This window comes from Candidatus Diapherotrites archaeon, assembly GCA_030688545.1.
Classification (GTDB): domain Archaea; phylum Iainarchaeota; class Iainarchaeia; order Iainarchaeales; family VGJJ01; genus VGJJ01.
The window spans coordinates 407,422-421,340 of the sequence record JAUYHT010000006.1 but is presented as its reverse complement, the minus strand read 5'-3'; the positions used below and the strand labels follow the sequence as shown (position 1 = coordinate 421,340).

Below are 13,919 nucleotides of genomic sequence, written 5' to 3'. Positions count from 1 at the left end.
CCGCCGCAGCCCTGGACATCCAACCCGCCGAGTCTTCAATCCATGACATGAAACCCACGACCAAAACCTCAAAAGAAAAGAACGCGCCCGGCCCCCACCAAGCGGAAATAAACATCGGATTGATAGGCCACGTGGACCATGGAAAAACCAGTTTAACACAGGCCTTGTCCGGTAAATGGACCGACACCCATTCCGAAGAACTGAAACGGGGCATATCCATCCGCCTGGGTTACGCGGACACCACTTTCTATGAATACCCGGGCATTGAAGGAGTCGCCAAATATGGTGTCGCCCCCGAGAAGGATGGGGTAAAAGGAAAAATCAGGCGCAAGGTCTCTTTCATCGATGCCCCCGGGCACGAGACGCTCATGACTACGATGCTCTCGGGCGCCGCCCTCATGCAAGGCGCGTTGCTCGTCGTGGCTGCCAATGAAAAATGCCCCCAACCCCGGACCGCGGAACACCTCCTGGCCCTCCAGATCGGGGGCATCACCCACATCGTCGTAGTACAAAATAAAGTGGACCTCGTGCCCCCCGAGCGGGCCCAAGAAAGTCACGCCGAAATAGTGCAGTTCTTGAAAGACTATGGCTATGAAAACGTGCCAATCATCCCCATCTCGGCGACATTCAATGTCAACATCGATGCGCTGATCGAAGCCATCGAGACCTACATTCCAACGCCCCCGGTCGACGAGAAAAAACCATTCCGAATGTATATCTCCCGCTCATTCGATGTGAATCGTCCGGGAACGGAAATTTCTCAAATCAAAGGAGGGGTTTTAGGAGGAAGCATCGTGCAAGGACTCCTTTCCAAAGGACAGGAAGTGGAAATCACCCCCGGCATCGATGGAAAACCTTTCCGTATCCACGTGGACTCCATCCACATCGCGGAAGGGGAACTGAAGACTGCGCACCCGGGAGGGTTGATTGCGGTTGGCACGCTCCTAGACCCGGGGATAACCAGTATGGACAAGTTCAAAGGCCAGATCCTCTCCGCCCCGGGATCGATGCCCGCTCCCACGGAGACATTTACCATGGAGTGGCACGAACTGCCCCGCCTTCTCGGGGAAAAACTGCCCTTTCCCCATGTGCATGAATTGTTGGTTCTCACCATCGGCACCCATACTCAAGTAGGGGAAATCGTGTCAATCAAGAAAAATACCTTTCACCTCAAGCTGAAAGGAAAGATGCCCGTGGAGGAAGGGCAAAAGATCGCCATCTCCCGCCGCGACAAAGCCGCGTGGCGGCTGGGGGGATGGGGAATCGTACACTAAATAAAATTCCTATCCCATTTTCAAATCAACCGAGATTTGCCCCCGCCGCCCCGATGGTTGCCAGTAGAACGGCCCCGAAGATAAGGAACAGGATTCCCAGAATGACGATGGATGGGATTAACCATACGACGAACGCTCTCAGCTTGCTGATTCCATTTGCTATGGATATCCAAATGACCGTCAAGTAAATCGCATAAATCCACCAACCCAACTGGATAAGCAGTCCTAGGATGGGAATAACACTCAATACCGCCGTGATGATGTTCACCACAAACACCGGCCAAAAAAATCGTGAATTTAGGAAAATGTTATGAGCAAAAGTCCCTTTTCCCCCAAGTAATGACGCCACTAGGAAATACAATCCGCTTTGGAAACCAAAAATGAGGATGAAAAAAAGTGCTCCCAGAATAGGGAGTACGATGAGCGACAATAACCCTAAACCACCTAACATTCCCATCATGCCAGTCTGGTTTCCAGTGAGTGCCGTTAGACCAATGATACCGCTCACTGTCACCACCATGAGTGCGAGCAACAGACCAAAAATCCCTCCGGCAATGGCATACAATTTAACCGCTTCCCCAGTATTCGCATTCTTCCGTAGACGTGTCAGGGTTGCCTCCGGCTTAGTGATTACATCAAAAAATCCAACAATATCCATCAGCTAACCCCTCCTATCCTATGTCAGAATCGGAGGCCGCTCTATATAAACCATCCCCCGCTATTCCCGTATCAGGTGATGCTATTTCCCTCCCGCACGTGGCCCTGGATACTAATCTCCTCCTCGACATGACCCGGTTGAAGATCGACATCTTCACGCAGATTAAGGATTTGGTGGGCCCTTGTGCGCTTGTCATTCCCATCCAGGTGAAGCAGGAGCTTCAATCCCTCTCCATTGAACGCGGGAAAACAGGGACAGCGGCTCGCGTGGCGCTGGATGCGCTTCCCCGTTTTGGAGTGGAAATCATTTCGGTCACGGCCGCCAATGGAGATGACGCCTTACGCCAATTGGCCACCAAAGGAATGATCGTGGCCACCAACGACAAGGCCCTGAGACAAAGCCTTAAAAACGCTCCCCAGCGGGCTATAGTCGTGCGCCAGTCCAAATACCTGGATTGGCAATAGGGTTTTTCCATGTACGCGCTCATTACCATTCGTGATACCATCCGGGTGCCCCCCACCAAATTCTCGGGCCATCTGGACCATGCGGTTTTAGAAATCGTGCGCGAGGACGTGGAGGGGCTCGTGGATCCCGATACGGGGGTGGTGGTGGCCATCGTGGACGCCAAACGGTTAGGGGAAGGGAAAATTGTTCCCGGAGACCCCGCGGCCTATTTCGATTCCCAGATCACATTCATTTCATACAAACCCCAAGTGAATGAAGTCGTGGAAGGAAACATCTCCGAGGCCACGGAGTTCGGGGCGTTCCTCCGCACCGGCCCCATTGAGGGGTTGATTCATGTGTCCCAAATTGCCGATGACTTCGTGAGCTTCGACGCTAAACTCCCTGGATTCATTGGACGGGATAGCAAGCGCACCTTGAAGGTGGGGGATAATGTCATCGCCCGCATCGTGAGCGTGAGCATGAAGAATTCAGTGCCCGATTCAAAAATAGGGTTGACCATGCGCCAACCCGGGTTGGGGAAGAAGGAATGGGCCAAGATCAAACCCGCCCGCGTCGCTAAACCCAAGGGCAAAGCGCCCCCCAAGGGAGGGGATGTCGCATGAAAGAGAAGGCGTGCCGCTCCTGCAATAAACTGTACGAGGATGAGAAGGAGTGCCCGGTCTGCCACAGCACCGAATCCACGACCTTCTGGTCGGGCCTCGTGTATTTCGTGAATCCTGAAAAAAGCGAAGTCGCCCAGAAGATGGGAATCAAGGGCCAGGGCAAATATGCCCTGCGCCTGAGCCGATGAGGGTGAAAACATGGAAATAGAGATCGAAGGACGCCACAAGAACCCCCTCTTGCACCGGGAAGAACTCAATTTCGAGCTATTGGATGTGAAAACCATTCCCGACCGGAAAACATTGCGCACCCGCCTGGCGGCCCAATTGGGGGTGGATGAACAGTTAGTTATTATCGAGAACATCGACCACACTTTCGGCACCTCCCGCGTAGTGGGGTTTGCCAAAAAATACGATTCGATGGAAGACCTGCTTAGAATTGAACCCGAATACGCGCGCAAGCGCCATGGAATTAGCACCGGGGAAAAAGAAACGTCCCCAAAGGATACACCCAGTGGGGGGACTGAAACAAAAGATTCCCCGCCCGCTGAAACCAAATCCGAAACCAAACCGGAGACCGAGTGACGAGGTGAATAAGCCCTATGGCCGACAAAGGAAAACCCGCCCCCAAAACCAAAAAGACGAGCAAATCCACGCGGTATGAAACTAAAACGGATGCCATCGCGCGAAAAGGGAAATTCTGCCCCAAATGCGGGCCTGGAGTATTTCTGGCGATGCATACCAATCGTGAATCATGCGGGAACTGTGGGTATAGCGAATGGAAATCGACCATCTGATCCAAACTTATCCGCTAGCCCTCCCCCTCTTCTTCTTCCTCGCCTCCCTCCTCCTATCCAAAATTCCCTTGTTCGCGCGGTATGATTTCTTCGGGAAAAAACTAAACACCAAACACCTTCCCCTTATTCTCATCACCATTCTCGCCCTGGTTTTCCTCAACTTGGGGATTCACCTCCTCGGATCTTTGGGGGGAGTGGATGATACCCAAGGCGTGGTGGCCTACGCTCAAACATTGGCGGTGGTTCCCCTCATTACTCTGCTCTATGTGATATTCGTCGCGCTCGCCGAAGAGATGTTTTTCAGGGGATTCGCCTACACCGTATTTGGAAACATTCCCTCCGCCCTCTTCTTTGCCGCCTTTCATCTGGGGTATGGGTCAATTCTCGAGGTTTTGGGAACATTCCTCGCCGCCCTCATCCTCAACTATTCAAGGAAGGAAGGGCAATCCATCCTCCCTGGTTTCATTGCTCACGTGGCCTTCAATCTCTTTATAATTTTCATTTGGGTGTAACTCCCTATGCCCTACACCCTCGGCCTCGAGAGCACCGCCCACACCTTCGGCGCGGGAATCGTGGATGAGAAAGGGGATGTGCTCGCCAATACCAAATCATCCTACACCCATTCCGACGCGGGCATTCATCCCCGCCTCGCGGCCGAACACCATCTCGCAAACGGTCCGCGCATCATCCGGGACGCACTTACACACGCCGGATTGGGAATGAAGGATATATCACTCCTCGGCTTTGCCCAAGGACCAGGGTTAGGTCCCTGCCTCCGCACGGGGGCTATCGCCTCCCGATTCCTCTCCCAAAAATATGCCATCCCCCTCTTGGGGGTTAACCACTGCGTCGCCCACATCGAAATAGGGAAAAAAAAGACAGGGGCGGGGGACCCGGTAGTGGTGTATGCTTCGGGGGCCAACACCCAGATTATCGCGGAAGAAAATGGACGCTACCGCATCCTGGGGGAAACATTAGATATGGGGGTGGGGAACGCCCTCGACCAATTTGGGAGGAAAATGGGATATGGTTTCCCGGGGGGGCCGGTGATTGACCAAAACTATACCAAAGGAAAAAACCTGATTCCTCTCCCTTATTCGGTGAAAGGGATGGATCTGGTGTTCGCTGGGCTGCTCACGGAGGCTCAAAAAAAAATAGGAAAAACCGACGAAAATGATTTGTGCTATTCATTCATGCACACCGCCTTCGCCATGATTAGTGAAGTCACCGAACGGGCGCTCGCGCATACTGAAAAGAAAGAAGTGCTCGTCACTGGAGGAGTAGCCGCCTCCCGCGCCTTAGGAAATATGCTCCGCACCCTCTGCGCAGAACGCGGAGCCGCCCTTCACATAGTCCCCACTCCCTATGCGATGGACAATGGGGCCATGATTGCCTGGCAAGCGTGGATCGAACACGCCTCTGGACGGAAACAAATCATCAACGAAACGACCGTCAACCAGCGCTACCGCACCGACCAGGTGGCCATCACGTGGTGAGGCGATTTGTTTCTATACCCAACCGCCTTTTGAGCACCGATGTTTTATTGGATTCCGGATGCCAGGAGGAGATGCGCACGACTTGGCACGAAAGCCCCCGCTCCGCCAAAGCCTTCCGTAATGCCTCATCCTCCGGCTGTTGATCATACCCCATCGCCAGGATATCCGGGTTCAATTCAACTATTTTTTGGAAAATATCCCCCTCGTTCCCTAAAACGGCTGCATCCACCCCCCTCACGGCCGAAATGACGGCTTTTCGGCCCTCCTCGGGGGTAATAGGGAAAGTCCCTTTGATGCGGCGCACCGTGGCATCCCGGGCTACAATCACGGTGAGATGATCCCCCAGCGCCTTGGCCGCCGAAAGAAAATGCACATGTCCCGGGTGCACCCAATCAAATGTTCCCGCGGCCACGACGCGCACCCATTGGCGCGGTGCACGATCATTTGATGATGTAAAACGCGTATTTGTATGCATTACGATGACAAATTGGCAAACATTTATATACCGCGATTGGTTGCTTGCACATAATTAACTGTTGCCTATAAGGAGGTAAACCCAAATGGCTGTAAGACGAAGAGCAAGAAGCCGCAGCGCTGCTGCATCCGCCGCCCGACCGGCAAAAAGACGCCGAGTGCGCCGCAAGGCCACAACGACCACCGCCCGACGCCGCACTACGCGACGCCGTACGACGGCCCGAAAGCCCGCGGCCCGACGCCCCGCGCGACGCCGCGCGCGCCGAGCATAAATGGAATACGGCCGGCTACCCGGCCTTTTCCTTTTTTTCAAACTTTTTAGGAAAAAGGTTGATCAAAAAACGACTTTTTTTAGAAAAAAGTTTGATCAAAAAACGGACTTTTTTTAGGAAAAAGTTTGATCAAAAAACGTGCTCTTTTCTAGAAAAAAATTTTGATCAAAAAAAGTATCTATTTTTGGATTCGGGTTGATCTAAATAGGTGATTTTAGAACGGATGCAAAATTTCTTTTTTTTCAATCAGAGGATAGGAATGGTTTAGCTGCGGGAACGCTTATACATTACTCGCCGGGCCATCCGGTAGGGCCGCGTATAGGTGTGGAGCCAAATCCCAATACTCAACATAATCAGGAAGGCGATAATATTCCATGGAAAAGGGACCACATTGATATCCGGGTCCAAGTAGATGGCCATGCTCGCGGCCAATCCAACGGCCAACAATATTTCAACCACCCATAGAAAGAGGATGCGATGATCGCCCCGGACACGGTTGACATGATATCCTAATACCTCGGCGATGGAAGTATTGCCCCACGTCCTTCTGGTTCCCAACTTTTTTCGTCTCATGGTTCACACGCACTCCGGAGGGTATCATCATATATGTTGGCGCAGAGCTCGGGGACTTTTCCCTGGGTCGCCACTTGATTCCAGCAGGCGTCCCGCGCTTTGTATTGGAAAATTTTGTCCTTCACCGGCGCCAGAGGAAGCGCTCCGCAGGCGTTGGCATTCCCCGTCAGCACGGCCACCTTCCCCGTGCAGACCCCCCGCTTGGTATCATTAGAAAGCCCGGCACAGATGGAATATTCCGCGCGGGCCAGGGCCACCTTCTCCAGGCAATCGTCCTGCAGGATGATGTTACTCGTCCCTATGTGTTGGCAATACGTGGCATCGGATAGCGCAATGGCCACCTCGCTCACGCAGGCATCCTCCAGCGTGGATGAAATGATGAGCAGGCAAACCCCCACATCGGAGGTGTCTCGCCCTACTCGAGAATAACACGCATCCCGGGTGAAATTATTCAATATGTTCCCGCACAACCCGGCATTATCCTGTTGGATAGCCAGATCTTTGTAACACGCATCCTTGCTTTCTTTCACTGGAATGGAGGCGCAGGCCGAGGCATCCCCTTGACTGGCGCCAACGGCCGCGAGGCACGCGCTTAGGATGGATTTTGAAGTAATGAAACCGCACGTCGAGACATTTTGGGTGGCGATGCCCACATCGTGCAGGCACGAATCCTTTTCTCCCGCCTCCTGGATACGCAAGCAGGGTTGGGGCTGGTTGGTCTGTTTAGCTACGGTGGCATAACATAAATCAGTGTAATCCACGCTCGAAGTTATGGTGCGGGTGAAGAGGCAATACTGCATGCTCCCTTCTTTCACGGCAATCTGGATGATGCATTCGTCCCGGGGCACCCCACTCAAGAAATCGCAGGCCTCTAATGTTCCTTTATTGGACGCGATGCGTTGGATGCACGCCTGCTTTTCAACCGCTTGGATGATGTAGTCGCAGATTCCCACATCCCCCACGCGCAAGGCCACTTGTGCATAACAAGTAACCCGTTTGGCATCGTTGAGGACGAGACCGCAGATATCGGTTTGGATATTGGACGAGGCCAACTGCACCAAGCAATCATCCCGCAATGCGAAATCAGAGAGGGTTTGGCATTCCAATGTGGAGGTGGCGGCATTCTTCACCTGCACCAAACACGAGGCTTTCAATGGCGTACTCGCAATGGACGCACAGAGCTTGCTATTCACTTGGGCCACGGCCACGCTCAAAAAGCAGTCATCCCTCATGGAAAGGGATTGGATTTGCCCGCAAGCCGCCCCTTCCTTGGAAGCGATGGCCGTATCATGGAGGCACGTATCCCTGGAATCCAGGTTCAAAATACCTAAGCACACGCTCGCGGATGCCAACCGGATGGCTACCGCATTCAAACAGGCATCCTTCTGCGCCCCCGTCTTCTCGCACAAAATGTAATCATTCGTCACGCGGGCGGCATGATAGTAGCAGGTTTCCCTTTCGGATGCCAATGTAAAGGATGGGCATATTTTCCCGGCCGCGAGTAAACCGGGTTGGGATTCAAAACACGTCGCCTGGGTGGATGGAGAAGTTACTCGCAGGCAGAGGGAAATATCTTTCAGGATAGGGGAGAGGCGCGCCCAACACTCATCCTTAATCTCCGGGGTCACAATCCGTTCACACGCGGACCCATCCTTCTCCGCTACCGCCTTATCACGGAAGCACGCGTCCTTGCTGGTGAAATCGGTGAACAAATCGCACGCCACCGGGTTCTGTGTCTTCCCCGGGTCGGGGGCGTAAATGAGATCAATGCATCCCGCCAGGGCGAGGATGCCCAAAATCCCTAAGATGCCCCATGCTCGCATGACACCCCCACTCCCCCCCGCTATAAAAGATCACGCTACCCCCCATATCCCAATTCCCCAAAGGATCCTGAATAAAACCGAGGTGTTGACCAGCATTCCCCCTATGGCCATCATCCATCCCCCCACCCATGCCCCTCCATACCCTGGGGAAAAGACTAATTTCCTCCCCAGGGAATGGTTGCTTGTCCACAATTCTCCCATCCGACGCACGGCGGTGGCGGGGATGTTGCGCATATCCGTATAGCTGGGGATGGAATGAAACGCGATGGCGAAACCCAACCATCCCCAAAATAGGGCCAAGAAAGGGGAAGACCATCCCTCCGCCTTCCCCCAGGAGAAAGCGAACAGCGCCAGGAAAGTGCCTATAACGAGTGGAGCGAGACCGATGAGCACGCTCCCCCGGCACGTAGGGGGGGCATGCACCACCCTTCCGGAGGACATCTTCACTTCAATCCGGTGCACCGGCACCCCCGAGAGCACGCATCCTAGTGCGTGGGAAAGCTCATGCACCCACACGCCTGGAAATAATACTGCGTGCCATGTCATACAATTCTAGGAAACGCTCACCAATAAATGAGAATGCTTTTCATCAACGCTAAAATGATCGGAGGCTATTCATCTCCCCGGAAAATCATTCTCCCAGACGCCGAATTCCTTGTCTATCTCCCGCGCATACGCTTCCATCGTGTCGAATATGCGCTTGACATCCTCCTCCACCTCCCGGAGGGTGCGCACCATGCTCCGGGAGCGGGCAAAATATTTGTGACCTTCCTTCACCACTAACCCACTTCGGAGGAGGTTGTTGAGTTGATTGATAACCGCTCCCCGGGACAACGACAAGGCGATCGCCAATTGGGTGGAAGAAATTCCATTTCCTTCCTCGGTGGCCTTCACTACCCGCTTGAAAATATCAATGGCCGTCCGATCCCCCCTCAGGGGGAGGAAACCCAGGCTTTGACAGATCCACTCCATTTCTTGCTCAGGATCCCGCTCGAAAGGCGGTTCCACCCGGCGGATGACAATCCGGAACCCGGACTGCCGGAGGGACGGCATGCTTTTCTTCAGGACCGGAAGGTTTAAATGAAGGATGACTAGAAATCCATGTTATTATCCAAAAAATATGGACACTTTTGAAATCTGGTGACTCTCATGGCCGATCCCAAACCCCCACTCGCAAACCTGAAATCGTCTTCTCCTCCGGAGACCATTGAATCCCCCACCCCCCCCGATTCTCCCAAATCCTCTCATTCCTCTCAGGAGTCTCCTAAATCCTCTCTCTCCTCACATGATCTCCTCGCCACCCTTCAGAGGGTGCAGGCGGATTTTGAGAATTACCGCAAACGCATGGTGCGGGAAATGGCTGAGAGTCAGATGCAGGGAAAGGCATTGGCGTTCCGCGACCTCCTCTCATTCGCGGATGCATTAGACGCCGCGGCCCAGCATGCCTCCCCCGATTTGTTGAAAGGAATGGAATCCCTCCGTCAGCAATTCCTGGCCATATTGAATCACCATGGTATCCGCCCTATTTTAGCCAAAGGAAAAAAATTCGATCCCCATTTTCACGAGTGCCTGCAACAGGGAAACGACCCCCAAAAAGAAGAGGGAATCGTTCTGGAAGAATACCAGAAAGGCTACCTATTCAATGATACCGTGCTCCGCACGGCCAAAGTCAATGTAAATACTTTCACTCCGGACACACAAACAACCGATCCGGAAATCCATAACACCACAGGGGGGAAAAACAATGAGTAAAGTGATTGGAATCGACTTGGGGACATCCAACTCGGCCGCGGCCGTATTAGAAGGGGGGAAGCCCCGCATCATCCCAAGCGCGGAAGGCAACACTCTATATGGAAAGGCCTTTCCTTCCGTGGTGGCATTCACCAAAGACAACCAGGTGTTAGTCGGGGAGCCCGCGCGCCGGCAAGCCGTTTCCAATCCGGAAGGAACCATCACCGCGGCCAAGCGGAAGATGGGAACCAATCACACCTATACAGTGCATGGGAAAACTTACACGCCCCCCCAGATTTCGGCATTCATCCTCCAAAAGATAAAGAAGGACGCGGAGTCCTTCCTCGGGGACAAGGTGGAGAAAGCGGTTATTACAGTTCCCGCGTATTTTGATGATAACCAGCGCCAAGCTACTAAGGATGCCGGCCGCATTGCTGGGTTGGAGGTCATCCGCATCATCAACGAACCCACGGCCGCCTCCCTGGCCTATGGATTGGATAAGAAGACGGGCGAACAGAAAATTTTGGTGTTCGACCTGGGTGGGGGAACACTGGACGTTACGGTAATGGAATTCGGGGATGGAGTGTTCGAGGTGAAAGCCACTTCTGGAGACACCCAACTCGGGGGCACGGACATGGATGCGGTGCTCGTGAATTACCTCGTGAAGGAATTCCAACGCCTCGAAAGAGTGGATGTGTCCAAAGACAAGACGGCCATGCAACGCGTGCAGGAAGGAGCCGAGCGCGCCAAAATAGAGCTATCGACGACCCTTGAAACCGAGATCAACCTCCCCTACATCACCGCCGACTCAAGTGGACCTAAACACCTTGTGCTCAAGCTCAACCGGGCCAAATTGGAAGAACTGGTGCGGCCCATTGTCCAGCGATGTGAAAAGCCCATCAACCAGGCTTTGGCCGACGCCAAATATACCCCAGGTGACATATCTAAGGTCATCATGGTGGGGGGACCCACGCGCATGCCCATCGTGCGAAGCTTTGTTGAACGCATTTTAGGCACGAAAGGGGAGACGGGGGTTGATCCCATGGAATGTGTCGCCATGGGCGCCGCCATCCAAGCTGGCGTGCTGGGCGGGGAGATCAAGGATGTGCTTCTCCTGGATGTCACTCCTCTCAGTCTGGGAATAGAAACTTTAGGGGGAGTGATGACCAAGCTCATCGAACGCAACACCACTATCCCCCACAAGAAAAGCCAAATATTCTCCACGGCCGCCGACAACCAGCCCGCGGTAGAAATCAAGGTGTTTCAAGGGGAACGCCCCATGGGGGTGGACAACAAACTATTAGGCACCTTCGTCCTCCAAGGGATTCTTCCTGCTCCTCGAGGCGTGCCTCAAGTGGAAGTGACATTCGACATCGATGCCAATGGGATATTGCACGTCACGGCCGTGGACAAAGGAACAGGCAAACAGCAGAGCATCCAGATTGTGGCTGCGCAAAAACTGGACGAGAAGGAAGTGGAGCGCATGCGCCAGGAAGCCCAATCCTATGCCGAGCAGGATTTGAAGCGCAAGGAAGAGGTGGAAACAGTGAACCAAGCGGATGCCCTGGTATACAGTACCGAACAGATGCTCACCGACATGAAAGACAAGATCAAACCCGCCACCAAGGAAAAAGTGGAGAAGGGGATTGAGGCACTGAAAGGATTGCTGGGGAAGGAACCCAAACCCGTGGGGGAAATAAAGACCGCCTTGACATCTTTCAATAAGGATCTCCAGGAAATAGGGAAAGAGATCTACCAGTCAACCCCCCCCACGCCCCCACCCCAAGGAGGAACCAACGAGGATGAAACCAAAGACGAACCCGTGGATGCCACCTTCAAGGTCCACGATGATGAGCCCAAAGCCAAGTAGACGGAAGACTCATGGTCACCAAAACGCGCCTTTATATGCCGCGTGACCTTGCTCTTCCTCGGAAGGCCTGCTTATGGGAAAAGACTATTATGATGTGCTCGGGATTCCCCGCTCCGCCTCCGAGAGCGAGATCAAATCCGCCTACAAGAAGCTCGCCAAGCAGTGGCACCCGGACGTGAATCCAGATTCTCAATCCACTGAAAAATTCAAGGAAGTGGCCGAAGCCTACCAGGTGCTCTCCGACCCCCAGAAGAGGCAGAGCTATGACCAATATGGCTCGGAGGCTTTTTCCCAAGGATATCCTGGAGGATTCTCTTCTGGAGGATATGGGGACTTCGCGGATTTCTTCAGCAGCGCCTTCACCGATTTCGGGGGGTTTGAAGACGTCCTCCGCCAAGCCTTCGGAGGGGGAAGCACGGGGTTTGGACGTCCGCGTGAAAATCTGAATCTCCGAGGGGAAATAGAATTGACTTTCGAGGAAGCCGCCTTCGGAACTACCAAAACCATTACCCTCACCCGCTCCGTCACATGTCCTACTTGCCAGGGAACAGGATCCAAGACTGGGAAGAAAGAGACCTGCACGGTGTGCAAAGGTAGAGGGATGGAGGTGCACACCCAACGCACCGCCTTCGGGATGTTCCAAACCAGCATGCCATGCTCCCGGTGCCGGGGCACGGGAGAAATGGTGAAAGACCCGTGTGAAACCTGCAAGGGAAAAGGCATCCAATCCAAAAAGGAAGATATCGACATCACCTTTCCCGCGGGAATCGACCACGGCCAGCACATCCGCCTCACCGGGCAAGGCAATGCTTCCTCTACTGGAAAAACAGGCGACCTATACGTTATTGTGCGTATTCTCCCGCATGAATTATTTCAACGGGACGGGTATGATGTGTTCACCGAAATTCCCATCTCCTATGCGGATGCCGTTTTAGGTGGGGAAATTGAAGTGCCTATTCTCAAAGGAAAAGCCACGCTTACTATTCCCCCCGCCACCGATCCCGGGAGGGTTTTCCGTATGAAAGGGAAAGGTATCCCCCACCTGAAAGGGAATGCCCACGGCGACTTCTTCGTACGCGTGCGCGTGCAGGTGCCTTCAAAAATATCTAAGCGGGAAAAAGAGCTCCTGGAAGAACTGCGGGGATTAGAGAAAGGCCCCCCCACGAAAAGCCCAAAGAAAAAAGGATTTTTAGGGTTGTGAGCGCCGCGCTCGGTTACTTTTTACTGAAGATGCTTGGTACATTTCATGGATTAGCCTCTCCCACTTTTCAAAGTATCTTTTTTCTCTCACGCGTTGATCCTCCAACGTATGCGGTCTGGCGTGGTACATATCTGGATGTTTCTCTAGAAAAACAACCTGGTATGATGGAGTGTTTAATTGCATAGCGTGTTTACCTCCTACAATGAAGGTGTTCAATTTTTCGGCCTTAGCAATTTCAGCCATCCTAATGGACCTGAAATAGTTCAACGCGTTAATAATCTCATGCAGCTCCTTTTGAGTGAATTCGCCGAAATATTTAGCGCCAACCGTCAAGTGTGTTTTGGCCCTGAGTGGGGCGCTCAATGTTTCAACCAAGGTTTTCAGGTGAAACACTTTATTATCCTCTACTTCCACCAGTTGAATACCCATACGTTTGGCTCTTAAGTACAAAGCGTGAAAATAGCGCCTCGGGGGATTATTCCGAGCTTGTGGGGTGTCTTCCAAACATTCAATTCCAACTTTAGTATCTCCTCTTTTCTTGAGTTCTCTAAGAATCTCAATCACCCGCGCCACGTTTCGATTTACACGGCTATTTGTTCTGGTTGTGTGATGTACTCCTACGACGGTTGCCTTCTCCAGAGTCCGTTTTGGTAGTCTGGGTTTAGGAAGATTCATTTTGAATTCAG

The 13,919-nt window shown here is 53.1% G+C and carries 18 protein-coding genes; 11 read left to right on the top strand and 7 right to left on the bottom strand.

The annotated features are described in order from the left end of the window. Window positions 1–47: 47 nt before the first annotated feature. Window positions 48–1,274: a translation initiation factor IF-2 subunit gamma gene (locus Q8P05_05230; GenBank protein ID MDP2666871.1), complete on the top strand. Its 1,227-nt coding sequence runs from the start codon at window positions 48–50 to the stop codon at window positions 1,272–1,274. 25 nt (window positions 1,275–1,299) lie between these two features. Here Q8P05_05230 and Q8P05_05225 read toward each other — a convergent pair whose 3' ends face one another. After that, window positions 1,300–1,932: a Yip1 family protein gene (locus Q8P05_05225; protein ID MDP2666870.1), complete on the bottom strand. Its 633-nt coding sequence runs from the start codon at window positions 1,930–1,932 to the stop codon at window positions 1,300–1,302. A gap of 20 nt (window positions 1,933–1,952) precedes the next feature. Between Q8P05_05225 and Q8P05_05220 the strand changes: the two genes are divergently transcribed. The 7 genes from Q8P05_05220 to kae1 are packed head-to-tail and all read left to right on the top strand — an operon-like array spanning window position 1,953 to window position 5,289. Then, a complete protein-coding gene (locus tag Q8P05_05220; GenBank protein MDP2666869.1) occupies window positions 1,953–2,396 on the top strand; it encodes a hypothetical protein in 444 nt (147 codons plus the stop codon). A 9-nt stretch (window positions 2,397–2,405) separates the two neighbouring features. After that, the gene (locus Q8P05_05215; protein MDP2666868.1) at window positions 2,406–2,999 is read left to right on the top strand and encodes a DNA-directed RNA polymerase; all 594 of its coding nucleotides are present in this window, start codon (window positions 2,406–2,408) and stop codon (window positions 2,997–2,999) included. After that, window positions 2,996–3,187 carry a transcription elongation factor subunit Spt4 gene (spt4, locus tag Q8P05_05210; GenBank protein ID MDP2666867.1) on the top strand — a complete coding sequence of 64 codons (192 nt, stop codon included), beginning with the start codon at window positions 2,996–2,998 and terminating at the stop codon, window positions 3,185–3,187. Before Q8P05_05215 ends, spt4 begins: the two co-directional genes overlap by 4 nt. Before the next feature lie 10 nt (window positions 3,188–3,197). Further along, window positions 3,198–3,581 carry a hypothetical protein gene (locus tag Q8P05_05205; GenBank protein ID MDP2666866.1) on the top strand — a complete coding sequence of 128 codons (384 nt, stop codon included), beginning with the start codon at window positions 3,198–3,200 and terminating at the stop codon, window positions 3,579–3,581. A gap of 17 nt (window positions 3,582–3,598) precedes the next feature. Further along, window positions 3,599–3,793, top strand: a complete 195-nt coding sequence (locus Q8P05_05200) for a 30S ribosomal protein S27ae (protein MDP2666865.1) — start codon at window positions 3,599–3,601, stop codon at window positions 3,791–3,793. Then, window positions 3,775–4,305, top strand: a complete 531-nt coding sequence (locus Q8P05_05195; GenBank protein MDP2666864.1) for a CPBP family intramembrane metalloprotease — start codon at window positions 3,775–3,777, stop codon at window positions 4,303–4,305. Before Q8P05_05200 ends, Q8P05_05195 begins: the two co-directional genes overlap by 19 nt. A 6-nt stretch (window positions 4,306–4,311) precedes the next feature. Continuing rightward, the gene (gene kae1, locus Q8P05_05190; GenBank protein ID MDP2666863.1) at window positions 4,312–5,289 is read left to right on the top strand and encodes a KEOPS complex N(6)-L-threonylcarbamoyladenine synthase Kae1; all 978 of its coding nucleotides are present in this window, start codon (window positions 4,312–4,314) and stop codon (window positions 5,287–5,289) included. Here kae1 and Q8P05_05185 read toward each other — a convergent pair. From Q8P05_05185 to Q8P05_05165, 5 genes are all read right to left on the bottom strand, one after another. Continuing rightward, on the bottom strand, window positions 5,279–5,764 hold the full coding sequence (locus Q8P05_05185; protein MDP2666862.1) for an adenylyltransferase/cytidyltransferase family protein: 486 nt from the start codon (window positions 5,762–5,764) through the stop codon (window positions 5,279–5,281). The genes kae1 and Q8P05_05185 overlap by 11 nt on opposite strands. A gap of 535 nt (window positions 5,765–6,299) precedes the next feature. Then, window positions 6,300–6,608 carry a hypothetical protein gene (locus Q8P05_05180; protein MDP2666861.1) on the bottom strand — a complete coding sequence of 103 codons (309 nt, stop codon included), beginning with the start codon at window positions 6,606–6,608 and terminating at the stop codon, window positions 6,300–6,302. Further along, a complete protein-coding gene (locus Q8P05_05175) occupies window positions 6,605–8,431 on the bottom strand; it encodes a hypothetical protein (protein MDP2666860.1) in 1,827 nt (608 codons plus the stop codon). The genes Q8P05_05180 and Q8P05_05175 overlap by 4 nt, the downstream gene beginning before the upstream one ends. Before the next feature lie 30 nt (window positions 8,432–8,461). After that, window positions 8,462–8,977, bottom strand: a complete 516-nt coding sequence (locus Q8P05_05170) for a metalloprotease family protein (protein ID MDP2666859.1) — start codon at window positions 8,975–8,977, stop codon at window positions 8,462–8,464. 69 nt (window positions 8,978–9,046) lie between these two features. After that, on the bottom strand, window positions 9,047–9,484 hold the full coding sequence (locus Q8P05_05165; protein MDP2666858.1) for a hypothetical protein: 438 nt from the start codon (window positions 9,482–9,484) through the stop codon (window positions 9,047–9,049). A 96-nt stretch (window positions 9,485–9,580) separates the two neighbouring features. On the opposite strand from Q8P05_05165, the gene grpE reads away from it, so the two are divergent. The 3 genes from grpE to dnaJ all read left to right on the top strand — a co-directional run bounded on the left by grpE (window position 9,581) and on the right by dnaJ (window position 13,233). Further along, window positions 9,581–10,183, top strand: a complete 603-nt coding sequence (gene grpE / locus Q8P05_05160; protein ID MDP2666857.1) for a nucleotide exchange factor GrpE — start codon at window positions 9,581–9,583, stop codon at window positions 10,181–10,183. Further along, window positions 10,176–12,032 carry a molecular chaperone DnaK gene (dnaK, locus tag Q8P05_05155; GenBank protein ID MDP2666856.1) on the top strand — a complete coding sequence of 619 codons (1,857 nt, stop codon included), beginning with the start codon at window positions 10,176–10,178 and terminating at the stop codon, window positions 12,030–12,032. Before grpE ends, dnaK begins: the two co-directional genes overlap by 8 nt. Window positions 12,033–12,105: 73 nt before the next feature. Further along, window positions 12,106–13,233: a molecular chaperone DnaJ gene (gene dnaJ / locus Q8P05_05150; protein MDP2666855.1), complete on the top strand. Its 1,128-nt coding sequence runs from the start codon at window positions 12,106–12,108 to the stop codon at window positions 13,231–13,233. On the opposite strand, the gene Q8P05_05145 is transcribed toward dnaJ, so the two are convergent. Continuing rightward, window positions 13,222–13,908: a hypothetical protein gene (locus Q8P05_05145; GenBank protein ID MDP2666854.1), complete on the bottom strand. Its 687-nt coding sequence runs from the start codon at window positions 13,906–13,908 to the stop codon at window positions 13,222–13,224. The genes dnaJ and Q8P05_05145 overlap by 12 nt on opposite strands. Window positions 13,909–13,919: the final 11 nt, after the last annotated feature.